The sequence below is a fragment of the Actinomadura kijaniata genome (genome assembly GCF_014138665.1).
In the GTDB taxonomy this organism is placed as follows: Bacteria; Actinomycetota; Actinomycetes; order Streptosporangiales; family Streptosporangiaceae; genus Spirillospora; species Spirillospora kijaniata.
In genome coordinates, this window is the sequence record NZ_JACJIA010000002.1 from 532,286 (window position 1) to 553,528 (window position 21,243).

The window sequence follows — 21,243 nt, forward strand, 5'->3', positions numbered from 1 at the left end:
CATGAACGTCGCGACCAAGCTGGGGGCGTTCGCCCTGGGCCTGGCCGCCGTCTTCGGAGGCGCCGTCGGGGTCGGGCAGATCACCGGCCCCGTCGGCGCGACCGCCGAGACCGGCGGACACGGCCACCAGGCGGGTGGCGCCCGGAACGCAACGCAGAGCGGCGGGCACGGCGACGGCCACGGCGGCGGCGACGCGCCGGCGACCTCCCCCGTCCCGGGCGGACTCCAGGTGTCCGAGGACGGCTACACGCTCGTCCCGGCCACCACGACGGTCGAGCCGGGCGAGCGGACCGACTTCCGGTTCACGGTGAACGGCCCGGACGGCAAGCCCGTCACCGCCTACGAGGCCCTGCACGGCAAGAAGCTGCACCTGATCGTCGCGCGGCGGGACCTGTCGGGGTTCCAGCACCTGCACCCGACCCTGCTCGAAGGGCAGGCCGGGGGCGGGGTCTGGTCGATCCCGCTGACCCTGCCCGACGCCGGGACCTACCGCTTCTTCACCGACGTCAAGCCGCAGGGCGCCAAGCGGCAGCTCACGCTGGGAACCGACGTCGTCGCGCCCGGCGAGCAGAAGCCGAAGCCGCTGCCCGAACCCGGGCGCACCGCCCGCGTCGACGGCTACGAGGTCACGTTGAACGGCGACCTCGTCCCCGGGCGCAGCAGCAAACTGACCCTGTCGGTGCGCAAGGACGGCCGGCCCGTCACCGACCTGGAGCCGTACCTTGAGGCGTACGGTCACCTGGTCGCGCTGCGCGGCGGCGACCTGGCCTACCTCCACGTCCACCCGGACGGGGAACCGGGCGACGGCAGGACCAGGCCGGGGCCGGACATCACGTTCCACGCCGAGGTCCCGAGCACCGGAACATACCGCCTCTACCTGGACTTCCAGCATGAGGGCAAGGTCCGCACCGCCGAGTTCACCGCGCGGGCGGGAACGGCCGCGACCCCGCCGCCCGCCGGAGACGGCGGACACGGGGACGACGGACACACGCACTGAGACGTCCCGCACGAAGATCACCGAGAGGAGCGAGCAATGGGCACCGGCAGCACGACCGGGCAGATCGAGCTGGCGATCGGCGGGATGACCTGCGCGTCGTGCGCCGCCCGCATCGAGAAGCGCCTGAACAAGATCGAGGGCGTGACCGCGACCGTCAACTACGCCACCGAGAAGGCCAAGGTCGAATACCCCGACGGCATCTCGGTCCAGGAACTGATCGCCTCGGTGGAGAAGGCCGGCTACACCGCCGCGCCGCCCCCGCCGCCCAAGGACGACGGCGCCGGTGACGAGGCGGAACCCGCCGGAGCCGACGAGCTGCGGCCGCTGCGCCAGCGGCTGGCCACCGCGCTGGTGCTGGCGGTCCCGGTGATCGCGATGGCGATGGTGCCGGCGTTGCAGTTCACCAACTGGCAGTGGCTCTCGCTCACCCTGGCCGCCCCCGTGGTGGTCTACGCCGGGTGGCCGTTCCACAAGGCGGCCTGGACCAACCTGCGGCACGGCGCGGCCACCATGGACACCCTGGTCTCGCTGGGCACCCTGGCGGCGTTCGGCTGGTCACTGTGGGCGCTGTTCTTCGGCACCGCCGGGACCCCGGGCATGAAGCACGGCTTCGAGTTCTCCATGACCCGCACCGACGGCTCGGCCAACATGTATCTGGAGGCCGCCGCCGGAGTGGTCGCCTTCCTCCTGGCCGGGCGCTACTTCGAGGCCCGCTCCAAGCGCCGCGCCGGAGCCGCGCTGCGCGCCCTGCTGGACCTGGGCGCCAAGGAGGTCTCGGTCCTGCGCGACGGCCGCGAGGAGCGCGTCCCCGCCGGCCGGCTGGCGGTGGGAGACCGGTTCGTGGTGCGGCCCGGTGAGAAGATCGCCACCGACGGCGTCGTGCGCGAGGGATCGTCGGCCGTGGACGCCTCCCTGCTGACCGGCGAGTCCGTCCCGGTCGAGGTCGGGCCCGGCGACACCGTGGTCGGCGCGACCGTGAACGCGGGCGGGCGGCTGGTGGTGGAGGCCACCCGCGTCGGCTCCGACACCCAGCTCGCGCAGATGGCGCGGCTGGTGGAGCAGGCCCAGACCGGCAAGGCCCAGGTGCAGCGGCTGGCCGACCGGATCTCAGGGATCTTCGTGCCGATCGTGATCGCGATCGCGGTGGCCACGCTGGGCTTCTGGATCGGCACCGGCACCGGCATCGCGGCGGCGTTCACCGCCGCGGTCGCCGTGCTGATCATCGCCTGCCCGTGCGCCCTGGGCCTGGCCACCCCCACCGCGCTGCTGGTGGGCACCGGGCGCGGCGCGCAGCTCGGCATCCTGATCAAGGGTCCGGAGGTGCTGGAGTCCACCCGCCGCATCGACACCGTGGTGCTGGACAAGACCGGCACCGTCACCACCGGCAGGATGACCCTGACCGAAGTGATCACCGCCGGCAACGCCACCGAGGACGAGGTGCTGAAGCTGGCCGGGGCGCTGGAGGACGCCTCCGAGCACCCGATCGCCCAGGCCATCGCCAAGGGCGCGGTCGAGCGGGTCGGGGAGCTGCCCGGGGTCGAGGACTTCGCCAACGTCGAGGGCCTGGGCGTGCAGGGCATCGTGGACGGGCACGCCGTCCTGGTAGGCCGCCCGCAACTGCTGGCCGAATGGTCCCAGCACCTCACCCCCGAGCTGGAGAAGGCGATGGCCGAGGCCGGCGAGGCCGGGCACACCGCCGTCGCGGTCGGCTGGGACGGCGAGGCCCGCGCGGTGCTGACCGTGGCCGACCAGGTCAAGCCCACCTCCGCCCAGGCCATCACCCAGCTCAGGGCGCTGGGGTTGCGGCCGGTGCTGCTGACCGGCGACAACCAGGCGGTGGCCCGCACCGTCGCCGACCAGGTGGGGATCGAAGAGGTGATCGCCGAGGTGCTGCCGGCCGACAAGGTCGAGGCGGTCAAGCGTCTCCAGGGCGAGGGCCGCACCGTGGCGATGGTGGGCGACGGGGTCAACGACGCCGCCGCGCTCGCCCAGGCCGACCTGGGCCTGGCGATGGGCACCGGCACCGATGTGGCGATCGAGGCCTCGGACCTGACCCTGGTGCGCGGGGACCTGCGGGCCGCCGCCGATGCGATCCGGCTGTCGCGGCGCACGCTGCGCACCATCAAGGGGAACCTGTTCTGGGCGTTCGCCTACAACGTGGCCGCCCTGCCGCTGGCCGCCGCCGGACTGCTCAACCCCATGATCGCCGGTGGGGCGATGGCGTTCTCCTCGGTCTTCGTGGTCAGCAACAGCCTGCGGCTGCGCGGCTTCAATCCGCTGAACGCCGAGTGATCCAGGAGCGGACGCTCCACGGGAACAGGCCCCGCCCGGGTTCGGGCGGGGCCTGTTCCGTCCGCTTCGCCGGGGTCACCGCTGGGCGGGGACCAGCCCTCGGGGTCCTCCCGGGAACGCCTTGACCTGGAAGCCCTGGCAGGTCGGGCAGAGGGGGTCCACCCATGGGGGCAGCGCGGCGTGGCCGTTGAGCCGCCAGACGACGTGGTCGCCGCCGTGCCCGTCGTCGCAGTGCCGTGCCTCGAAGTCCCGCTGCCACGAGCAGAGGCAGTTCATGCAGTAGAAGTACCACTTTTCGGTGATGACCTGAACGTCCCGGACGCGCATGGATTCCCGCTCCCTTGTCTGCCGGTCTGGACGGATGTCGCCGGACGCGGGCGGCTCGGCGGTCGCCGAGGGCCCGCGGGGCGGGTCACGTCCGGGAGACCTGGAGGCCGGTGAGCAGGCGCGCGCCGGGGGTCCGGCGGGCCGGGCCCGCCCGGGGGCCGGACAGCGGGGCCGGGTGCGCGGCCGCGGGAAGGGGCGGGAGCGCGTTCGGGACGATGACCGTCAGGAGCCGGAACGGCAGCGGCCGCGCCGCGAACGGCCCGGCCGACCGGCCCCGGGCGGTGGCGTGGCCGCCGGGCTTCTCGCCCCGGCCGCCCTCGCCGTCGCCGCGCAGCACGCGTTCGCCGGAGCCGCCCTCCTCGCCGCCGCGCTGCTCCTCGGGAATGGTTCCGGAGGAGCCGGACGACGCGCCCGCGTACGGCTGGACGGCGGAGGCCGGGGCCGGACCGCCGACTCCCGCCAGGCAGGTCAGCAGGAGGACCGCGACGAGGAGGGCCGGCCACGTTCCCCCACGGGGGCGGCCGGCCGATACCTGGCGGTACCTCCTGCGCACGAGAGAAGCCTACTTCACTCTGCGTAGTCATCATATAACTCTTTGTCAAAGAAACTCGGCTCCACCTGCGCGTTTATTGCGACCATGAAAACGATCCGGCCCACCAGGGGAGAGTGTCCCGAATCACATCTCGCCCTGATGACAGATACCCCCCAGGGGTATACATTCGGTGTCATCGAAGGGAGCGCGACAATGAACACCACGGGCCACACCAACCACGCCGACGCCGCGCCCGGCGGACTCCAGATCACCCGGGACGGTTACACGCTGGCCCTCGACCAGACCGTCCTGCGCCCCGGCCGCAACGAGCTGACGTTCCGGATCCTCGGCCCCGACGACCGTCCCGTCACCGAGTACGGCCTCCTCCACGACCGCGAGCTGCACCTGATCGTCGTCACCCGCGAGCTGACCGGGTTCTGGCACGTGCACCCCGAACGCGCCGCCGACGGCACCTGGCGCACCGAGCTGGACCTGCCCGAGGCGGGCTCCTACCGGGTCTTCACCGACATCGCCCCGCGCGACCTCGGGCGGCCCCTCACCCTCGGCGCGGACCTGGCCGTCGCGGGCGACTACGCCCCGCGTCCCCTTCCCGAGCCCGCGCCCACCGCCGTCGTCGACGGCTACGAGGTGACGCTGACCGGCGAACTGGGCGGCATGGTCACGCTGACGGTGCGCAAGGACGGCGCCCCGGTCACCGACCTCCAGCCCTACCTCGCCGCCTACGGCCACCTGGTGGTGCTGCGCGCGGGCGACCTGGCCTACGTCCACGTCCACCCGAACGGCGAACCGGGCGACGGCGTCACCCCGCCCGGCCCGGAGGTCACGTTCCATGTCGCCGTCCCGGGCCCCGGCGTCTACCGGATGTTCCTGGACTTCAAGCACGACGACACGGTCCGCACGGCGGCGTTCACCCTCGAAGCGCCCATCACCGCCCCCACCGCCCATGCCCACGCCCATGCCCACCACCACTGATCCCTCCGACGACGCGGACGCCCGGCGGGAGCCGGGCGTCCGCGTTTCGCGTCGGCGGCCGGTGGGAGGAAGCCTCGCGGAGGTGCGTTCATGTCACTGGGAACGGTCGTCCTCACCGGCGCCGCGGGCCGGATCGGATCGGTGCTGCGGGAGCCGCTGCGGCGGGAGGCCGAGCGGCTCGTCCTCGTCGACCGCGTGCCGCTGACCGCCGAGGCCCCCAACGAGGAGGCCCGGACGGCCGACCTGACCGACCCCGGCGCGGCGGTCCCCCTGGTGGAGGGCGCGGACGGGATCGTCCACCTGGCCGGGGTGCCGGGCGAGGCCCCGCTCCCGGACCTGGTCGAGGGCAACGTCCTGGCCACCCACCACGTGCTGGAGGCGGCCCGCCGCGCCGGGGTGCGCCGGGTCGTGCTGGCCAGCAGCAACCATCTGACCGGCCACTATCCCCGGTCGCGACGGGTCTCCCCGGACCTGCCGCCGCGACCGGACGGGCTCTACGGGGTCAGCAAGGTCGCCGTGGAGGCGCTGGGCCGCCTGTACGCCGACCGGTTCGGCCTCCAGGTGGTGTGCCTGCGCATCGGCAGCTTCGAGGCCGAGCCCACCGAGTCCCGGCACCTGGCGACCTGGCTGAGCCACCGCGACGGCGCGGGGTTCGTGCGGGCCGCCCTCACCCTGCCCGGCGTGGACTTCCTGACGGTCTACGCCGTCTCGGACAACAGCCGCCGCCTCTGGGAGCTGAGCGACGAGATCGGTTACGTCCCGCGGGACGACGCCGAGGAGTACGCCGCCCGGATCCCCGACGCCGACGCGTTCTTCACCGGCGACCCGATCCAGGGTGGTGACCCGGCCGGTTCCGGGGCTGCTTCCCGGCGGGCGGCCGGGGCCGCTTGTCGCGGGGCGTGACCTTCGGCGCGGTGTCGGTCACGGAGACGCCCAGCAGCGTGCCGGCCCACCTTCCGCCGTCCCGCAGGCCGATGACCTGGAACGTGCGCCGATCGAACACGATCTCCCCCCGCTCTCCACCGCCCTCCCAGGCCCTCCCCGGCATGGTGACGGCGACGGCGGGGCGGCCCGCCGGGTCGGTGATCCCGTTGATGACCCGGCTGCCCGGCATGCGGCTCACCATGGTGAACATCGCGGCGCGCAGCTTCGGCGGCACGTACTGTTCGAGCAGCGTCCCCTCGATCTCCATCCAGATGCGCTGCTCCATGGTCGGCTTGCCCTTCTCGAAGGTGTGGCCGGCGCCGACGTGGCGGCGGAACCACGCCTCCAGCGCCTTCGGGTCGGTCGGCAGCCGCCGGTAGAACGCGGTCGGACGCCCCTCCTCACGGAAGGAGTCGGTGCACGCCTCCTCGCCGGAGGGACGGCACGGGTCCCGGTGGAGCACCGACGCCTTCCTTCCGTCCACCGATCTCCAGAGCTCACGCCTGGTGCCGTTCGCGTTGTCGATCGACCTGATGTGGATGTACTGGTCGTCGCGGGGGTTCAGGTCGCGTTCGCGGCCGGCGGCGTCGGCGGCGTGGCGCAGCACCTCGCTCGCGCTGGCCAGTCGCACGGCGGGCTCGGTGGTGGACGGCCCCACCCGCGGCTTCTCGGTTCCGGGGACGACGGCGACCGCTCCGGCCGCCGTCGCCACCGCGCCGACCGCGACCAGCCCGGCCATCCAGCCGCGCCGGGGCCTCCGCGTGCGGACGGGCGCCCCGGTCCCGTGGGCCGCCGCGAGCAGCCGCACGCGGCCCTCGGCCAGCGCGTCCGGGCCGACCGGGCGCACCTCGTCGCACATCTTCCTCAGCTCGCTCATCGGTCAGTCCTTCGCGTTCGTCAGGGGGTCGCGGCCGTCCAGCGCGGCGCGCATCCTGCGGCGCGCCCGGTTCAGCCGGGAGTGGACGGTGCCGGGGGCGACGCCGAGCGCCTCCGCGATCTCGGCCGGGGTCAGCTCCCCGGCGGCGGTCAGCAGCAGGACGTCGCGCTGTCCCCGGTTGAGGCGGGCCAGGGCGGCGGCGAGCGCGGCGCGTTCGCCCTGGGCGCTGACCCGTTCGGCGATCCGGTCGGCGGGGGAGTCGACGGCCGGGTCGATCCCGGTCCGCGCGATCATCCGCCAGAACCGGACCTCGGCGCGGCGGTGCCCGCCGACCAGGTTCGTGGCGATGCCGTACAGCCAGGGGCGGGCGTCGGGGCGGGCGCGGTCGTAGCGGGCGCGCCGCTGGAACGCCCGCAGGAACGTCTCGGCCATCAGGTCGTCGGCCAGGTCGGGCCCGAGACGGCGGGCGAGGTAGCGGTGGACGGCCGGAGCGTGCTGGTCGTACAGCGCGGCGAACGCCTCGGGCTCGCGCAACGACCGTTCGATGACCTCGGCGTCGCTCTCGGTGCGCACCGCGGTCACGTCGGACTCGTTCTCATCGCGGACGGCCTCTCTCAGGGGGACGGGACACCGGTTATTGGTCCGGTGCGGCCGTCCGCTTCCCGAGAGGGTCTACGCGAGGGCGTACTGGCTTCTCAGGGTGGCGACCAGGGGGGCCAGGCTCTCGTCGCCGGCGGCGGCGTCCAGGGTCTCGGTCAGGACCGCGCGGTAGGTCGGGTTCGCCTCCTCCTGGATGGCGCGGCCCTCCTCGGTGATGACCGTGTAGACGCCGCGGCGGTCCGCGGCGCACAGGTCGCGGCGGGTGAAGCCCGCCGCCTCCAGGCGGGCGACCAGGCGGCTGACCGAGCTCTGGTTGAGGCCGATGAGGTCGGCGAGCTCCTGCATGCGCAGTTCGCCGTCCTCGGCGCGGGCCAGGCGGCACAGGGCGCGGAACTCCGACAGGCCGAGGCCGTGCCTGCGCTGCATCGCCTTGGACAGGGCGTGTTCCACCCGGCCGTGCAGAGTGATCACCCGGTCCCAGACCTGCGCGTCCACCGTCGCACCTCGCTCTCTCCTGTTGACAGAAGAATACCTCTCATGCAACCTATGCATGTACATGCAAGTCATGCAGGTACATGCACCTATCCCTGGAGGACTCGTGTCCAAGCACATCGAGAAGATCGCCACCGACCCCGACTGGTACGCGCCCTACCGGATCTCCCAGGCGGTCAAGGCCAACGGCGTGCTGTACGTCTCCGGCCAGGCCGGGATCGACGAGCAGGGCCGGACCGTGCCCGGCGGGTTCCTGGAGCAGGGACGGCAGGCGTTCGAGAACCTGCGCAAGGTGCTGGCCGCCGCCGGGGCGGACCTGTCCGACGTGGTGCGGGTCGGGATCTTCGTCCGGGACATGGCCGCCCATCTGGACGAGCTGATCAAGCTGCGCGAGGAGTTCCTGTCCGAGCCCTACCCCGCCGACACGCTGGTGGAGGTCTCCTCGCTCGCGCAGCCGGACTGGCTGATCGAGGTCGAGGTCACCGCCCTCGCCCGCTGACCCCCGACGCCCCTCTCCCGAAAGGTCTTCCGCAGATGAGCCCCCTGCTCACGTCCTACGAGGGACCCCACCTCCGCCTGCCCAACCGGATCGTCATGGCCCCGATGACGCGCGGCCGCGCCGACGACGTCACCGGTGTCCCCCATCCGCTCACGAAGATGTACTACGCGCAGCGCGCCGGCGCCGGGCTGATCGTCTCCGAGGGGATCTGGGCCGACCCGCTCGGCAAGGGCGGCCCCGGTATCCCCGGCCTGGTCACCGACGAGCAGGTGGCGGGGTGGCGGGAGGTCACCGAGGCCGTGCACGCCGCCGGTGGGCGGATCTTCGCGCAACTGTGGCACGTCGGGCGCATGACGCACCCGGACATCCTGCGCGGGGAGACGCCGGTCGCGCCGTCGCCGGTGCGGATCGAACACGAGCAGATCTACACCGCCGAGGGGATGGCCGACCACGTGACGCCCCGCGCGCTGACGACCGCCGAGGCCGAGGGCGTGGTCGAGGCGTTCGCGGCCGAGGCGCGCAACGCGGTCCGCGCCGGGTTCGACGGCGTCGAGATCCACGGCGCGAACGGCTACCTGATCCAGCAGTTCCTGGGCAGCAACACCAACCGGCGCACCGACCGGTACGCCGAGCCGACGCGGTTCGCGACCGAGGTGGTGGAGGCCGTGACGGCGGCGGTCGGCGCGGACCGGGTCGGGCTGCGGATCTCCCCCGACAACCCGGAGAACGAGATCGTCGAGGACGACCCGCAGGCCGTCTACCGGCGGCTGCTCGACGCGGTCGACCCGCTCGGGCTGGCCTACCTGCACGTCATCGAGCGCGGCGCGTACGGGGCGCTCGCCGACCTGCGCCCGCGCTGGTCGGGCACGCTGGTCGGCAACTTCAACGGCTCCGAGCCCACCACCCGGCGGGCGGGCGAGGAGGCCCTGTCGGCGGGGCTGGCGGACCTGTTCTCGTTCGGGCGGCTGTTCCTCGCCAACCCGGACCTGCCGGAGCGGTTCGCCGCCGGCGCCCCGCTCGCCGCCTACGACCCGGCGACCGTCTACGGCGGCGGGGCCGAGGGGTACGTCGACTATCCGGCGTTGACCGGTGCGGACTCGACGTCGTAGCGCATCGTCGTCACCGCGCCGAAGCCCATCAGGCGGCGCAGGTACGGGGTGCGGACGGTCTCGCCGGCGCGGAAGCCGAAGCGTTCGTAGAGGGCGCGGGCGCGGGGGTTGGTGTCCACGACCTCCAGGCGGACGCGCCGGAGGCCGCGGGCGCGGGCCTGCTCGACCACGGCGTCCAGCAGCGCGCCGCCGACGCCCCGGCCGCGCGCCGCGCCCGACACGGCGAGCGAGTCGATCATCAGTTCGTCGGCGTCGGGCGTGGTGGAGGCCAGGCAGCGCGCGAGCAGCCCGCGCCACAGCCCCCGGACCGGGCCGAACTCGCGGACCAGCCGCCGGAGCGACAGGTCCAGGGGAGCGGCGCCGCCCTGCTGGAGGAACGCGACGCCGAGCAGGCGGTCGCCGTCCCACGCGCCGAGGACGCGGCCGGGCACCAGCGACTCCGCCACGAACCCGGCGCGCCGGGGGCCGTCCAGCACCGGGCCGGCCTTGCGGGAGAACGCCTCCCAGTACAGGGCGGCCGCGGCGGGGCGGGCGCCGGCGGGCAGTCCGAGTCGGATGTCGAGGGTCGTCGTGGTGCTCATACCTCAGAGAACGCCACGACGGCCTCGACTGATTCCGTTGGGTGACGGGCTCCTCACCGAGGAGGACGTCAGAGTGGGACGTCCCAGAACGCGATCTCGTGGCGCATGCCCTCCAGGAACAGCGCCTCGGAGCGTTCCCGGTCCCCGCCCGCCTCGTCGATCATCTGGGCGATGCGGCGGGTCAGCCCGGCGAAGCCGGGGTCGGCGTAGGTGTCGACCCAGCGGCGGTACCGGGGTTCGGCGGGCGGGTTCTCGGCGAGCCGCCGCCCCAGCGTCGAGTAGCCCCACATGCAGGGGTAGAGCGCGGCCAGGCCCTCGGCGTAGTCCGCGGCGGCGTCCAGCAGGAACGCGGTGTAGGCCGCGCAGGCCGGGCCCTTCTTCGCGCCCTCCAGGTCGGCCCCGAACTCCGCCGACAGGGAGCGGTGCAGCTCCAGCTCGTCGTGGAACGTGGCGTGGGCGAGGTCGACGAGGTCGCCCAGGTGCGCGTCCGGCGCCTGCCAGGCCAGCCGGGAGAACACCCGCACGTAGTCCAGCAGGAAGAGGTGGTCCTGCTCCAGCCAGGACCGGAACACCGCGACGTCGAGATCGCCGCGGGCGATGCCCGTCACGGTGGGGTGCTCCAACTGCTCCTCGACCAGCGGAAGGCCGATCTTCTCCAGGTGCGCGGCGAGACTCATACCGGAAGTGTCCCATCCGCGGTGGACGACGAAGGCCCCGCCGGACGCGGGGTCCGGCGGGGCCTTGACGCTTGGGCCGGTGCGCGGGTCGCCTCTCGGCGAAAGGCACGACACGGCTCCGGCCGAACGGTATTCCGTGAAGGCGATAGGTAGGGCCCGGGGACACCAGGCACACCGACCATCACGTGTAACCACCCCCCGCCGGACATTGTTCCCGACCTGTCCGCCACCCCCTTCTGTAGCGATCGATACAGATATGCGCTAGATTTCTTTATCGTTCGATACAGAAGGAAGGGATCCCTCATGACCTCCCCGTTCGCTCGCACCGTCCGCGGCTCCGGACCGGGCCTGGCCCTCGCCCACGGCGCCGGCGGCGGCGTCGCCCCCAACTACGGCGCGATCCTCGACGGCCTCGCCGAGCACCGGACCGTCGTCGGCGTGGACTACCCCGGCACCGGCGGCACCCCGCGCTCGGGGCGGCCCCTGGAGCTCGACGGGCTCGCCGACCAGCTCGTCGCGGCCGCCGTGGACGAGGGACTGGAGACGTTCGCGGTCGCCGGGTACTCGCTGGGCGGCGCGGTCGCCGTCCGGGCCGCCGCCCGGCACCCCGAACGGGTCACCTCCCTCGTGCTGACCGCCGCGTTCGCCCGGCCCGACAACCACATGCGGCTCACCCTGAACACCTGGGCCACGCTGGTGGAGCACGAGGACCGCGGCCGCCTGGCGGACTTCCTGCTGCCGACCGCCCTCTCCCCGGCGGCCCTGGAGGCGCTGTCGGAGGAGGAGCTGCGGGACGCGCTCGCCGGGACCGCCGCGACCGTCCCGCCGGGGACGCCCGAGCACGTCGACCTCGCGGGGCGGGTGGACGTGCGCGGGGACCTGGCGGGGATCTCCGTCCCGACGCTGGTCGTCGTCACCACCGCCGACCGGCTGGTCCCGCCCGGGGCGCAGCGGCGGCTGGCCGCCGGGATCCCCGGCGCGCGGGTCGCCGAGCTCGACACGGGCCACCTGCCGTTCGCCGAGCGCCCCGAGGAGTGGCGGAAGCTCATCGCCGACTTCCTCGCGACGGCGGACGGACCGGCCGACCGGGCAGAATAGGTCGCATGCCGCAGATCACCATCGAGTACTCCGCCGTCCTCGCCGACCTCTTCGACCGGCGCGGGTTCGCGCTCGCGCTGCACCCCGCCGCGTCGGAGCTGATCGGCAGCGCGCCGGCCGACTTCAAGACCCGCTTCCACGCCCTCGACGAGGTGGTCATCGGCGACGGCGGCGCGGCCGAGGCGATGATCCACGCGGATGTGGCGATCATGCCGGGGCGCGCCGCGGCCGTGAAGGAACGGCTCGGCGCGCTGACGCTGGAGACCCTGTGCCGCTTCCTCGGTCCCGGATCCGGACGGAACACCCAGGTCACCGTGGAGGTCCGGGATATCGCCGACTATCACAAGCGCGTCCTGCCGCAATAGTCACGCCGATGCTGGGTAGAGGGGAGCAGAACAGCCGAGCACTGACGGGGTGACCCTGGTGATCAAGGAGACGACACCTCCGGACGACGCAGTGGAGATCAGCCGGCGGGTGGAGGGGCGGTGGGTCGTGGTGTCCGTGGCCGGTGACCTCGACCTCGCCACGGCGCCGCGACTGGAGGCCACGCTCGACCCCTCCCACCTGGGAGAGCACAAGCACGTCGCCATCGACACGCACCGCCTGCGCTTCATCGACTCCTCCGGCCTGAACACCCTGATCAAGGTGTGGAAGCGCCTGCGGAGGGCGCAGGGGCAGCTGGTGCTGATGCGGGTCCCGCCCTCGCTGGGCGAACGCCTCAACTGGATGGGGCTGGACCGGTTCCTGACGGTGACCGACACGCTGCCCGACCTGCGGAACCGCGACCGGTTCCGCGTGTCCGCCGAGCCGGAGCGGCGGACGACCGAGAACGCCTGATCCCGGCCCCTCCGGCGCGCGGCCCCACCGAAACCCTCTTCACCTCGGCAGATCCAGGGGAGATCATGAGGTGTCGTGAGATACGAGAAGGCCACTCCCGGGACGTGCCGGGCCCGGGATCGCCTGGCGGCGCACGCGCGTAACGCGCTGGCCGCGGCCGGGTTGCCGCTGATGCCGAGCGATCTGGAGGTCACGCTCGGCTCCGGGGCCGAGATCGAGGTGGACTACGGCGCGGACGCGGCCGGCGGCGTCTACGCGACCTGGCGCCTGCACCCGCAGCTCGCCCGCGCCGCCGCCTACGCCATCGGGGAGGAGACCGGGGAGGACGACCCGGCGCTGCTGTTCAGCGGCGCGGTGGCCGTCGCGATGGAGCGGGCCCTCGGCGCGATCCTCACCGCGGCGGGGTTCACGGTGGAGGAGGCCGACGACGAGTACCGGCCGTTCACGCTGCGGATCACCGCCGGACCCGCGGGCGGCCCGGACCCCTGGGCCGACCCCGAATGACCCCGGGCGCGGGGCTAGGCGGGCTCGATCTCCGCTGACGCGACCACCCTGCCGAAGCGGGGCAGGCTCAGCGTCGTGGCCGCGCGGTGCTCGTCGGCGGTCAGCGCCGTCATCGCGTCCTCGGCGAACAGCAGCTCGTAGCCGTGGTCGTCGGCGGAGCGGGCCGTGGACTCCACGCCCATGTTGGTGGCGATGCCCGCCAGGACCAGCGTGGTCACCTCGCGCTGTTGCAGGGTCCAGTGCAGACCGGTCTGGTGGAAGCCGCCGACCGTCCGCTTGACCACGACCGCGTCGGCGAGCGCGGCGGCGCGTTCGGCCAGGTGGCTGCCCGGGGGCTGCTCGGCCGTGGGGCGCTCGGAGCGCAGCGCGACCACCAGGGCCCCGGCCGCCCGGAACCGTTCGGCGAGGCGGCAGCCCGCCTCCAGCACGGCCGTCCCGGGACGCGGCGCGAGCGGCAGGTCGACGATCCGCTGCATGAGGTCGACCAGGACGAGGGCGGTACGGGCGGGATCAACGGTGACCATGATCACACCATAGGGGGTGATCCGCACCACCCTGGACAGCAGCTGAACATTTGTTTAGTCTACTGAACATGCGTTCAACAATCGACGACCGGACCGCCCGCGCGGTCATCCGCGACGAGGCGCTGCGGCTGTTCGCCGAGCACGGCCCGGACACGGTGACGGTGCGGCGGGTCGCCGCCGCCGCCGGGGTCTCGCCGGGGCTGGTGATCCACCACTTCGGGACCAAGGACGGGCTGCGCGAGGAGGTGGACCGGCATGTCGTCGAGACGTTCGACGGCATGCTCGGGGAGCTGACCGCCGACTCCTCGGGCGGCGGGTCGCTGGCGGCGGCGCTGCTGCGGCACCTGCCGCCGGACTCCCCGATCCCCGACTACCTGCGCGGGCTGCTGCTGGGCGACGGCGAGGCCGGGCGCGCGCTGTTCCGCCGCCTGTTCGAGATGAGCCGGGCCAGGCTGGACGCCATGCCGGAGGGCGGCCGGGGGCCCGACCCCGCGGTGCGGGCGGCGTTCCTGACGGTCAACGACCTGGCGATGATCCTGCTGCGCGACCGCATCACCGACGTGCTCGGCCTCGACCCGCTGTCGACCGAGGGGCTGGTCCGCTGGACGTCCGAGGCGATGCTGGTCTACACCCGGGGCCTGCGGTCATGAGCGCGCGGCCGAGCTGGTTCTTCGGGACCGGGACCACGGCGGCCGAGTACGCGCTGCCCTGCGCGGCGGCCGTCGCCGGGATCGCCGGGCTGCTGGCCTCCGCCCGCGGCCTGGACTGGGAGTGGTGGCGCCACCTGGTGGCGATCGCGCTGGTGGTGGACTTGGCCGGGGGCGTCGTCGCGAACGGCCTCGACGCCGCCAAGCGCTTCTACCACGGTCCCCTGCCGCTGCCGCCGACCCGCCTGAACCGCTTCCTGCACGACCCGGTCGGCTTCACCGCCGTGCATCTCCAGCCGATCGTGGCCGGGCTGGTGTTCGGCGGGCCGTGGTGGTGGGGGCCGCTGTGGTACGCGTGGGCGCTGGCCGGGGTCGTGCTGGTGGTGCGCGCGCCGTCGTACCTGGCGCGGCCGGTGGCGCTGCTGGTGGTGCTGGCCGGGGTGATGGCGTCGACGTCGCTGCCGGACCCGGCGGGCTTCGGCTGGCTGCCCGCCGTGCTGCTGCTCAAGCTGGTGCTGGCCCACGCCGTCCCGGAGCAGCCGTACGAGCGGGCGCCCGAGGGCGGCGGCGTGCGTCAAGGGACGTGATCGGTAGGTTCGGCGCGTGAGCGGAACGGCGGGGACCGTCGCGGTGTTCGCGGCCGGGGTCGCGGTGTGGTGCCCGGCGGCGTCGTGGCTGGGGTCGCACCGGCGGGTCGTCGGGCTGGTCGAGCGGTACGGGAGGCGGCTCGTGCCGGGGGTGTTCATGGCGATCGGCGCGCTGATCGTCGCGGGGTCGGGAGTGCTGGGGCGGATGCTGTGAACGTGGACGTGCACGTGGTGCGGGTGTTCTGCGACGAGGACGGGCGGTTCGGGAACGGGCTGGGCGTCGTGTTCGATGCGGCCGGGCTTCCGGGCGAGGCGGGACCGGCGCTGACGGCGCGGCTCGGGTTCAGCGAGACCGTGTTCGTGGACGACGCCGGGCGGGGCGCGATCCGGATCTTCAACCCGAGGGCCGAGATGCGGATGGCGGGGCACCCCACGGTGGGCGTCGCCTGGCTGGTCGGGGAGGTGACCGGGGCCGTCCCCCGGGTGCTGCGGCCCCGGCTCGCCGGGGAGATGGAGACCTGGCGCGAGGGTGCGACGACCTGGGTCCGGGGGAGCCTCGCCGACGCCCCGGAGTGGGGTTTCGTGCAGGTGGGGAGCCCGGCGGAGGTCGAGGCGCTGCCCGTCCCGCCGGGGCCGGAGTACCGGCACCACCAGTTCTGGGCGTGGCTCGACGAGGCGGCCGGGGTGATGCGGACGCGGGCGTTCGCGGCGGAGGTCGGCGTCGCCGAGGACGAGGCGACCGGGTCGGCGGCGATGCGCCAGGCGGTGCGGCACGGGCGGCCGCTGACGGTCCGCCAGGGCCGGGGGTCGGTGATCGCCGCGCGGCCCGCGCCCGAGGCGGGGCGGGCCGACGTCGGCGGGCGGGTCGTGCTGGACGGCGTCCGCTCCGTGGCGCTCTAGACCTCCGGGTCGCCCCAGGCCAGGACGTCGATCGCGGCGCCGGTCGCCAGCGTTCCGGGTCGGGTGACCGAGAGCTTGACCCCGAACGCCACCCCGCCGCCGGGCGCGCGGCGGTAGGTCGCGAGCGTGCGCAGCGGCTCGGGTCCGGCCTTGGCGGCGGTGTCCTGGTCGACCAGGGTGACCGCGCAGCGGATCGCGGGCTTGGCGTAGGCGAGTTCGGCGTCGCCGGCGGCGAGGCGGCGGACACGGTCCTCGCGGTGCGGGTCGTCCCAGCCGTCGATCACCAGGTTGGGGCGGAAGCGGGACAGGGGGACCGGCGGGCCGGGCACGCGGTCGTTCAGCGCGCGCAGCGTCGCGCGGGAGACCGCGTGGACCGCGCCGCTGTCGGCGTAGGCGGCGCGGCCGGGGACGAGGCCGTCGGTCACGCGGTCGAGTCCGGGCGGGAAGCGGACCAGGCGGCTGGGGGCGCCGAGCGCCTCGGTGAGCCATTCGGCGGCGGTCTCGCCCTGGTCGATGCCCTGGTAGGGGGCGCCGAACATGGTGACGTCGCGGCGTTCGGCGTCCAGGTCGACCTTGAGCCGCAGGTCGTCGAGGCCGGGCGCGCGGAGGGTGAGCTCCTCGCCGTCCTCGGAGACGTCGGGGCGGATGAGCGCCAGGCGGGGGTCGCGGCGCTGGCTGCGGAACGTTCCATCCGGCCCCGTCACCATGAACGCGCGGTCGTGCGCCAGGCCCGCCGGGGTGAGGACGGCGGCGGCGCGCGGGACCCCGGCGCAGCCCTTCACCGGATACGTGATCAGTTCCACGATGGTCGCCATGGACGCGAGCCTAGGAGTGATCATCAGCTCGGGGCCAGGGCGGGGCGCGACAACTGACGAGGATCTGTCAGATACCGCGATGAGTCCGGGCCGCCGGGCCGGTCGGTACCCGTGACCGCCACCGGAGGAGGGCAGCGGATGAGGGATCTGATCGTCACCGAGAACATCACGCTCGACGGGGTCATCGACGCGGCGAAGGGGTGGTTCGCCGTCGCGAACGAGCCCGGGGTGGACCAGTCGGACATGACGGCGGTGCTCCGAGAGCACATGGCCGCGAACGGCGCCGTGCTGTTCGGGCGGGTGACGTTCGAGGAGATGCGCGGCTACTGGCCGCGCCAGGCCGACGACGCCTCCGGGGTGACCGCGCACCTGAACACGGTGGAGAAGTACGTCGTGTCGAGGACGCTGCGCGATCCGGGGTGGGAGCGGACCACCGTGCTGCGCGGGCCGCTGGAGGAGGAGGTCCGGGCGTTGAAGGCCGCGCCGGGCGGGGACATCGTCGCGACCGGGAGCATGACGCTGGTGCGGGGGCTCGTCGCGGCCGGGCTGGTGGACGAGTACCGGCTGTTCGTCCACCCGGTGGTGGTCGGTCGGGGCGCGCGGCTGTTCGAGGAGGCGGAGATCCCGCGGCTGCGGCTGGTGGAGACGCGGCCGTTCCGCTCGGGGGTCGTGCTGCTGCGGTACCGGACGGGGTGACGCCGCCGGGCGCGGCTGGCATGCTGTCGGCCATGACCGACACGCGAAAGGACGATGCCGCGTAGGCGGCCGTCACGGGTACGCGCCGAGTCGCGCGACCGTTCCCCCCACCTCCGTGACCAGCCCGGCCCGGCGTTCGCGTCGTCCGCGCTCGTCGCCGCGTTGAGAGTGCTGGACCGCGAACGTTTCCGGCCGGGCGCCGGTGCGCGGGCGCTGCGCCGCTGGGCGGAGATCTCCCGGGAGCCCCGGCCCTACTGCTGCCCGTGCTGCGACGAGGGGCACCGCGAGATCATCGAGGTGGCCCTGCACGCGTTGCCGCTGCGGACGGCACGGGAGCTGCGGGCGCTGGTGGAGCCGCTCGACGCGGCGTTCGCGGCCCGCACCTCCCCCGATCCGTTCGCGCCGCCCGACGACCCGTGGTGGCTGCGGCGCCATGTCGACTGAGGCCGGCCGAGGCGGCTACAGGCCGTGGCGGCGGGCCTGGAGCTCGGAGCGGACCAGTTCGAGGAGGCGGCCGATCCAGTTGCGGCCCTCCTCGCCCGTCCCCCAGAACGGGGACGGCGCGGAGGCGTAGTGGATGCGGCCGTCGCCGGTGGCGAGCAGGACGTCGGCGAGGTCGGGGTGCTGGTCGAACTTCGTCCGCAGCAGCTCGGTCATGACCGCCAGCCGGACGTCGTCCCAGCCGGGGCGGCGGGGGCCCTCGGCGGCCAGGTCGCGGACGGCGGCGCTGTCACCGGCGCGGACGCGTTCGGCCAGCGCCTCGTCGGTGGTGGACAGCGCCCAGTAGGCGTGCTCGACCGTGGGGTAGGTCGTCCCGTCCACGGTGACGGGGGCGGGGAACTCGTTGCGCAGGCCGTGGCTCTCCGGGTACATCGGCCTGCCGTAGTTCAGCACCACGGTGGGGGACGTCGTCGTGTCCCGCGGTTCGCGCCGCCGGAAACCCGGCACCCCGTACTCGGCGAAGTAGTCGAGCGCCCACTGCCTGACCTGCTCGGTGACGACGAGGTGGCCGTCCCGCGTCACGGCGTCGTCGGCGTACTCCAGCTCGTAGGTGGTGTAGTCGTCGCAGACGTCGCCGATCCCGGCCGCGAGCAACCGCAACGGGACGTCGCGGTGGTCCATGTCGCCGAGCACGTAGACGCGCTGGTGGGACGGGATCGCCTCGTAGGCCGCCTTCAGCGCGAGGCGGTCCTCCTCCCGCCGGGTCTCCACGTACCGGTACACGGCCTCCAGGCACCGTTCGGCGGAGGTCGGGCGGCCGTTGAGCTCCTCGATGACGTCGGCGACCTCGCCCAGCAGGTCCTCGGCCGACACCGCCATCGCCGGTTCCGTGAACCGCCAGGCCGCCAGATGGTGGACCGAGGCCCGCCCGCCGGGCTCCAGCTCCGTCGCGATCCAACCGGACTCCAGCTTGCCGCGCAGGCCGTCCAGGTCGGTCCACCCCCAGCAGTCGATCGCGCCGTCGGCGAAGATGGCCATGTTCGTCAGGTAGTAGTCGCCGTTCCGGACGAACACCGGGCGGAGAACGCCTTCGATGCGTTCGCCGTCGACGACCCGGTACGTCCGGTCGAGAGGCATGCCCGACAGGCTAGCCCTTCCCGATCACTTCTCCGCGAAGTCCGCGCCGATGTCGGGCCCTGTTCCTACAGTCCTCGATCATGGACATCCGAGGTAAGCGGGTCATGCTGGACTCCTCCCTCCTCCACGGGGAACGGCAGGGACTGCGGCGACGGCTGGAAGAGCTCTGCGCCGAGGTGGTCCCGGGGTCGTCCGGCCCCGGCGACGTGGCGTTCGCGCGGTTCGCCGACGGGTTCGAAGGGGTCCCGGTGCTCCCGGTGACCGAACTGGTGGACGCGGTCGTGAGCGGCGGCGGCCACGACGTCTCCGTGCCCGCGTGGTTCGAGGAGGAACGCGAGCGGCTCGCGGCCCTCGAACGCGAGCGCGGCGTCACCGGCGAGCACCGGGCCGCGACGGCGCGGCTCCGCGAGCTGGGCGCGCGGCTGCGGCACCCCTACGTCGACGTGACGGCGACGTTCAGGGACTACACGCTGAGCCCGTGCGGACGGTGGCTGGCGACCGCCCGCTGGGACATGACGGACGACGCCGGCACGCTCCAGATCTGGGAGATGGCGACCGGGCTGTCGGTGAACGTGATCGAGGACATCGAGGACGGGCCCGGCTGGCCCGGGTACCGCGAGACGGTCCAGTGGTCGGCGGACGGGACGCGGATCGCGGTGGCGTTCAACACCAACCTGGTCGGCGCGTGGGAGGCGTTCGGCGAACGCCTCGACCCGCTGGGGACCGCGGACGTGACCGACGGCAAGGACGCGGCGGCGATCTTCGCGTTCCGGCCCGACGGCAGCGGCGCCTACATCTCGATGCGCGGCGACCACGAGGTGATGGGGTGCGTCGCGGCGCTCGACCGGGGCGCGGTCTTCTCCAACGGCTCCGGGCACGGGGACGGCCCGGGGCTGGAGCAGCTTCCCGAGCCGATCCCCGCGGAGTTCGCGCAGCGCCTCGGCCACCGCGAATGGTTCTTCTCCCGGGTGCGGTGGTCGAGGGACGGCACCCGGTTGCTGGGATCCGACGGGCGCGACCGGGCGTGCTCGGTCGACATGCCGGGCGGGCGGATGCGGTGGCTGGTGCGGGCGGACGCGCCGGTGGAGTTCAGCCCGGACGACCGGCGCCTGGCGTCGGTCACCGGCGGGCTGCTGCGCGTGTTCGACGCCGACACCGGCGAGGAGGCCGGCGAGCCCGCGCGGCAGGCGGAGGGGTCGCTCCACTGGGGCATGCGCGGGAACGCGCCGGTGCTGGCCGTCGTGGCCGAGAACGGCGGCGGCGTCACCGTCCACGACGAGAACGGCCGTCCCCTCCACCGCCTGGACATCGCCACGACCGAGAACACCGGCCGCGGCTTCTTCGAGGGCGAGCAGCGCCCCTGGGCGTGGGCGCCGTCCGGGACGCACGGGGCCTGCCTGACGGATGACGGCCGGGTCGAGGTCTGGTCGCTGGACGGCACGGCGGCGCGGACCGGGTCGTTCCCGGTGCCGGAGGGGTCGGTGGCGGTGCTGTGGGGCGCGGGCGACGTGCTGGCCGTGCTCGGCGAGCGCACGCTGCGGTTCGTCCGGGCCCTGACGGGTGAGGCCGTGGGCGACCACACGTTCGGCGAGGACGGCGAGGACGGCGAAGGTGAGCCGCCCGTGGAACGGGAGGACCTGCTGCACGGCGTGTTCGAGGCCGACCCGTTCCCGCTGGCCGGCCAGGGGTGGGGCGTTCTGGCGTCCCCGGCGGCGGGGCCCGGCGCGGCCCTGGTGATCACCGACGGGGAGAACCGCGACGACCTCGACGCGGTGCTGGCGTGGGTGGTGGGGCGCCGGTTCGCCTGGCCGGTCCGATGGGGTGACCTCGACGTCGTCCCGGACATCGAGGCCGCCGAGGACCGGCTCGCCCGCTGACCCTCGGCGGACCACAGCGCGGATCACATCAGATGATCTACGAAAATCTACAGCGACCCGAGTAGATATTTGGGCGGGCAGTCGGTAGAGTTCCTGTCATCGAACAGAGAAGGTCCAAAAGACGCGGCAGAGGACGAACTGCCCGTACAGATGGATGGCGCAGACCGGGCGTGCCGGGGCCAGCGCAGTGGAAGGGGCTCTGGCAGCCGGTCTGCCGCCCGGCGGACGACGAGCCGCCGGTGAGGAGAGACGCAGTACCGCAACACGCAGATGAAGTTGA

The 21,243-nt window shown here is 73.7% G+C and carries 27 protein-coding genes; 17 read left to right on the top strand and 10 right to left on the bottom strand.

Going from position 1 to position 21,243, the window contains the following annotated elements; all coding sequences use genetic code 11:
• Position 1: 1 nt before the first annotated feature.
• Both HNR61_RS09715 and HNR61_RS09720 read left to right on the top strand, forming a co-directional pair.
• A complete protein-coding gene (locus HNR61_RS09715) occupies positions 2 to 997 on the top strand; it encodes a DUF8832 domain-containing protein (RefSeq protein WP_182842780.1) in 996 nt (331 codons plus the stop codon).
• Positions 998 to 1,033: 36 nt separating this feature from the next.
• Positions 1,034 to 3,289: a heavy metal translocating P-type ATPase gene (locus HNR61_RS09720; RefSeq protein WP_182842781.1), complete on the top strand. Its 2,256-nt coding sequence runs from the start codon at positions 1,034 to 1,036 to the stop codon at positions 3,287 to 3,289.
• Between the two features lie 75 nt (positions 3,290 to 3,364).
• On the opposite strand, the gene HNR61_RS09725 is transcribed toward HNR61_RS09720, so the two are convergent.
• Both HNR61_RS09725 and HNR61_RS09730 read right to left on the bottom strand, forming a co-directional pair.
• Positions 3,365 to 3,616 carry a hypothetical protein gene (locus HNR61_RS09725; RefSeq protein ID WP_067812537.1) on the bottom strand — a complete coding sequence of 84 codons (252 nt, stop codon included), beginning with the start codon at positions 3,614 to 3,616 and terminating at the stop codon, positions 3,365 to 3,367.
• 85 nt (positions 3,617 to 3,701) lie between these two features.
• Positions 3,702 to 4,169, bottom strand: a complete 468-nt coding sequence (locus HNR61_RS09730; RefSeq protein ID WP_182842782.1) for a hypothetical protein — start codon at positions 4,167 to 4,169, stop codon at positions 3,702 to 3,704.
• Between the two features lie 192 nt (positions 4,170 to 4,361).
• Between HNR61_RS09730 and HNR61_RS09735 the strand changes: the two genes are divergently transcribed.
• Entirely contained in the window at positions 4,362 to 5,141 is a 780-nt protein-coding gene (locus HNR61_RS09735; RefSeq protein ID WP_220509150.1) for a DUF8832 domain-containing protein, read from the top strand.
• Positions 5,142 to 5,231: 90 nt separating this feature from the next.
• The gene (locus tag HNR61_RS09740) at positions 5,232 to 6,044 is read left to right on the top strand and encodes an NAD-dependent epimerase/dehydratase family protein (protein ID WP_182842783.1); all 813 of its coding nucleotides are present in this window, start codon (positions 5,232 to 5,234) and stop codon (positions 6,042 to 6,044) included.
• Here HNR61_RS09740 and HNR61_RS09745 read toward each other — a convergent pair.
• From HNR61_RS09745 to HNR61_RS09755, 3 genes are all read right to left on the bottom strand, one after another.
• Positions 5,956 to 6,942 carry a CU044_5270 family protein gene (locus HNR61_RS09745; protein ID WP_182842784.1) on the bottom strand — a complete coding sequence of 329 codons (987 nt, stop codon included), beginning with the start codon at positions 6,940 to 6,942 and terminating at the stop codon, positions 5,956 to 5,958. The two genes, HNR61_RS09740 and HNR61_RS09745, sit on opposite strands and share 89 nt — an antisense overlap.
• A gap of 3 nt (positions 6,943 to 6,945) precedes the next feature.
• Positions 6,946 to 7,524 carry an RNA polymerase sigma factor gene (locus tag HNR61_RS09750; protein ID WP_182842785.1) on the bottom strand — a complete coding sequence of 193 codons (579 nt, stop codon included), beginning with the start codon at positions 7,522 to 7,524 and terminating at the stop codon, positions 6,946 to 6,948.
• A 90-nt stretch (positions 7,525 to 7,614) separates the two neighbouring features.
• On the bottom strand, positions 7,615 to 8,037 hold the full coding sequence (locus HNR61_RS09755) for a MarR family winged helix-turn-helix transcriptional regulator (RefSeq protein ID WP_182842786.1): 423 nt from the start codon (positions 8,035 to 8,037) through the stop codon (positions 7,615 to 7,617).
• A 103-nt stretch (positions 8,038 to 8,140) separates the two neighbouring features.
• On the opposite strand from HNR61_RS09755, the gene HNR61_RS09760 reads away from it, so the two are divergent.
• Both HNR61_RS09760 and HNR61_RS09765 read left to right on the top strand, forming a co-directional pair.
• Positions 8,141 to 8,533, top strand: coding sequence for a RidA family protein (locus HNR61_RS09760; protein WP_312897828.1), 393 nt, complete (start codon positions 8,141 to 8,143; stop codon positions 8,531 to 8,533).
• Positions 8,534 to 8,568: 35 nt separating this feature from the next.
• A complete protein-coding gene (locus tag HNR61_RS09765) occupies positions 8,569 to 9,642 on the top strand; it encodes an alkene reductase (protein WP_182842788.1) in 1,074 nt (357 codons plus the stop codon).
• On the opposite strand, the gene HNR61_RS09770 is transcribed toward HNR61_RS09765, so the two are convergent.
• Both HNR61_RS09770 and HNR61_RS09775 read right to left on the bottom strand, forming a co-directional pair.
• Positions 9,606 to 10,223, bottom strand: coding sequence for a GNAT family N-acetyltransferase (locus HNR61_RS09770; protein ID WP_182842789.1), 618 nt, complete (start codon positions 10,221 to 10,223; stop codon positions 9,606 to 9,608). The genes HNR61_RS09765 and HNR61_RS09770 overlap by 37 nt on opposite strands.
• A 68-nt stretch (positions 10,224 to 10,291) precedes the next feature.
• Positions 10,292 to 10,900 carry a TenA family protein gene (locus tag HNR61_RS09775; RefSeq protein WP_182842790.1) on the bottom strand — a complete coding sequence of 203 codons (609 nt, stop codon included), beginning with the start codon at positions 10,898 to 10,900 and terminating at the stop codon, positions 10,292 to 10,294.
• A gap of 303 nt (positions 10,901 to 11,203) precedes the next feature.
• Here HNR61_RS09775 and HNR61_RS09780 point away from each other — a divergent pair, with 303 nt between their 5' ends.
• The 4 genes from HNR61_RS09780 (at position 11,204) to HNR61_RS09795 (ending at position 13,339) form a co-directional block, all read left to right on the top strand.
• The gene (locus tag HNR61_RS09780; RefSeq protein ID WP_182842791.1) at positions 11,204 to 11,998 is read left to right on the top strand and encodes an alpha/beta fold hydrolase; all 795 of its coding nucleotides are present in this window, start codon (positions 11,204 to 11,206) and stop codon (positions 11,996 to 11,998) included.
• A gap of 5 nt (positions 11,999 to 12,003) precedes the next feature.
• On the top strand, positions 12,004 to 12,363 hold the full coding sequence (locus tag HNR61_RS09785; RefSeq protein ID WP_182842792.1) for a 5-carboxymethyl-2-hydroxymuconate Delta-isomerase: 360 nt from the start codon (positions 12,004 to 12,006) through the stop codon (positions 12,361 to 12,363).
• A gap of 49 nt (positions 12,364 to 12,412) precedes the next feature.
• On the top strand, positions 12,413 to 12,835 hold the full coding sequence (locus HNR61_RS09790; RefSeq protein ID WP_182842793.1) for an STAS domain-containing protein: 423 nt from the start codon (positions 12,413 to 12,415) through the stop codon (positions 12,833 to 12,835).
• 75 nt (positions 12,836 to 12,910) lie between these two features.
• A complete protein-coding gene (locus HNR61_RS09795; protein ID WP_182842794.1) occupies positions 12,911 to 13,339 on the top strand; it encodes a hypothetical protein in 429 nt (142 codons plus the stop codon).
• 14 nt (positions 13,340 to 13,353) lie between these two features.
• Here HNR61_RS09795 and HNR61_RS09800 read toward each other — a convergent pair whose 3' ends face one another.
• Positions 13,354 to 13,863 (bottom strand): isochorismatase family protein, encoded by a 510-nt coding sequence (locus HNR61_RS09800; protein ID WP_182842795.1) that lies wholly within the window; start codon positions 13,861 to 13,863, stop codon positions 13,354 to 13,356.
• Positions 13,864 to 13,931: 68 nt separating this feature from the next.
• On the opposite strand from HNR61_RS09800, the gene HNR61_RS09805 reads away from it, so the two are divergent.
• The 4 genes from HNR61_RS09805 to HNR61_RS09820 are packed head-to-tail and all read left to right on the top strand — an operon-like array spanning position 13,932 to position 15,997.
• Positions 13,932 to 14,513, top strand: coding sequence for a TetR/AcrR family transcriptional regulator (locus tag HNR61_RS09805; protein ID WP_182842796.1), 582 nt, complete (start codon positions 13,932 to 13,934; stop codon positions 14,511 to 14,513).
• On the top strand, positions 14,510 to 15,097 hold the full coding sequence (locus HNR61_RS09810; protein WP_182842797.1) for a hypothetical protein: 588 nt from the start codon (positions 14,510 to 14,512) through the stop codon (positions 15,095 to 15,097). The genes HNR61_RS09805 and HNR61_RS09810 overlap by 4 nt, the downstream gene beginning before the upstream one ends.
• A gap of 16 nt (positions 15,098 to 15,113) precedes the next feature.
• The gene (locus tag HNR61_RS09815; RefSeq protein ID WP_182842798.1) at positions 15,114 to 15,311 is read left to right on the top strand and encodes a hypothetical protein; all 198 of its coding nucleotides are present in this window, start codon (positions 15,114 to 15,116) and stop codon (positions 15,309 to 15,311) included.
• Positions 15,312 to 15,313: 2 nt separating this feature from the next.
• Positions 15,314 to 15,997: a PhzF family phenazine biosynthesis protein gene (locus tag HNR61_RS09820; protein WP_312897829.1), complete on the top strand. Its 684-nt coding sequence runs from the start codon at positions 15,314 to 15,316 to the stop codon at positions 15,995 to 15,997.
• Here the strand turns inward: HNR61_RS09820 and HNR61_RS09825 are convergent.
• Positions 15,994 to 16,812 carry an MOSC domain-containing protein gene (locus HNR61_RS09825; RefSeq protein ID WP_182842799.1) on the bottom strand — a complete coding sequence of 273 codons (819 nt, stop codon included), beginning with the start codon at positions 16,810 to 16,812 and terminating at the stop codon, positions 15,994 to 15,996. The two genes, HNR61_RS09820 and HNR61_RS09825, sit on opposite strands and share 4 nt — an antisense overlap.
• A 138-nt stretch (positions 16,813 to 16,950) precedes the next feature.
• Here HNR61_RS09825 and HNR61_RS09830 point away from each other — a divergent pair, with 138 nt between their 5' ends.
• The gene (locus HNR61_RS09830) at positions 16,951 to 17,508 is read left to right on the top strand and encodes a dihydrofolate reductase family protein (RefSeq protein ID WP_182842800.1); all 558 of its coding nucleotides are present in this window, start codon (positions 16,951 to 16,953) and stop codon (positions 17,506 to 17,508) included.
• Positions 17,509 to 17,562: 54 nt separating this feature from the next.
• Positions 17,563 to 17,952 (top strand): hypothetical protein, encoded by a 390-nt coding sequence (locus HNR61_RS09835; RefSeq protein ID WP_182842801.1) that lies wholly within the window; start codon positions 17,563 to 17,565, stop codon positions 17,950 to 17,952.
• Positions 17,953 to 17,967: 15 nt separating this feature from the next.
• Here the strand turns inward: HNR61_RS09835 and HNR61_RS09840 are convergent, their stop codons facing one another.
• Positions 17,968 to 19,086, bottom strand: coding sequence for an NADAR family protein (locus HNR61_RS09840; protein WP_182842802.1), 1,119 nt, complete (start codon positions 19,084 to 19,086; stop codon positions 17,968 to 17,970).
• 80 nt (positions 19,087 to 19,166) lie between these two features.
• Between HNR61_RS09840 and HNR61_RS09845 the strand changes: the two genes are divergently transcribed.
• Positions 19,167 to 20,963 (top strand): WD40 repeat domain-containing protein, encoded by a 1,797-nt coding sequence (locus HNR61_RS09845; RefSeq protein ID WP_182842803.1) that lies wholly within the window; start codon positions 19,167 to 19,169, stop codon positions 20,961 to 20,963.
• Positions 20,964 to 21,243: the final 280 nt, after the last annotated feature.

Coding starts and splice junctions, on each gene's coding strand:
- HNR61_RS09835 (WP_182842801.1), top strand. CDS start 17,563: ATGCCGCGTAGGCGGCCGTCACGGGTACGCGCCGAGTCGCGCGACCGT.
- HNR61_RS09840 (WP_182842802.1), bottom strand. CDS start 19,086: ATGCCTCTCGACCGGACGTACCGGGTCGTCGACGGCGAACGCATCGAA.
- HNR61_RS09805 (WP_182842796.1), top strand. CDS start 13,932: ATGCGTTCAACAATCGACGACCGGACCGCCCGCGCGGTCATCCGCGAC.
- HNR61_RS09745 (WP_182842784.1), bottom strand. CDS start 6,942: ATGAGCGAGCTGAGGAAGATGTGCGACGAGGTGCGCCCGGTCGGCCCG.
- HNR61_RS09715 (WP_182842780.1), top strand. CDS start 2: ATGAACGTCGCGACCAAGCTGGGGGCGTTCGCCCTGGGCCTGGCCGCC.
- HNR61_RS09720 (WP_182842781.1), top strand. CDS start 1,034: ATGGGCACCGGCAGCACGACCGGGCAGATCGAGCTGGCGATCGGCGGG.
- HNR61_RS09785 (WP_182842792.1), top strand. CDS start 12,004: ATGCCGCAGATCACCATCGAGTACTCCGCCGTCCTCGCCGACCTCTTC.
- HNR61_RS09765 (WP_182842788.1), top strand. CDS start 8,569: ATGAGCCCCCTGCTCACGTCCTACGAGGGACCCCACCTCCGCCTGCCC.
- HNR61_RS09725 (WP_067812537.1), bottom strand. CDS start 3,616: ATGCGCGTCCGGGACGTTCAGGTCATCACCGAAAAGTGGTACTTCTAC.
- HNR61_RS09780 (WP_182842791.1), top strand. CDS start 11,204: ATGACCTCCCCGTTCGCTCGCACCGTCCGCGGCTCCGGACCGGGCCTG.
- HNR61_RS09740 (WP_182842783.1), top strand. CDS start 5,232: ATGTCACTGGGAACGGTCGTCCTCACCGGCGCCGCGGGCCGGATCGGA.
- HNR61_RS09810 (WP_182842797.1), top strand. CDS start 14,510: ATGAGCGCGCGGCCGAGCTGGTTCTTCGGGACCGGGACCACGGCGGCC.
- HNR61_RS09735 (WP_220509150.1), top strand. CDS start 4,362: ATGAACACCACGGGCCACACCAACCACGCCGACGCCGCGCCCGGCGGA.
- HNR61_RS09825 (WP_182842799.1), bottom strand. CDS start 16,812: ATGGCGACCATCGTGGAACTGATCACGTATCCGGTGAAGGGCTGCGCC.
- HNR61_RS09830 (WP_182842800.1), top strand. CDS start 16,951: ATGAGGGATCTGATCGTCACCGAGAACATCACGCTCGACGGGGTCATC.
- HNR61_RS09845 (WP_182842803.1), top strand. CDS start 19,167: ATGGACATCCGAGGTAAGCGGGTCATGCTGGACTCCTCCCTCCTCCAC.
- HNR61_RS09800 (WP_182842795.1), bottom strand. CDS start 13,863: ATGGTCACCGTTGATCCCGCCCGTACCGCCCTCGTCCTGGTCGACCTC.
- HNR61_RS09770 (WP_182842789.1), bottom strand. CDS start 10,223: ATGAGCACCACGACGACCCTCGACATCCGACTCGGACTGCCCGCCGGC.
- HNR61_RS09775 (WP_182842790.1), bottom strand. CDS start 10,900: ATGAGTCTCGCCGCGCACCTGGAGAAGATCGGCCTTCCGCTGGTCGAG.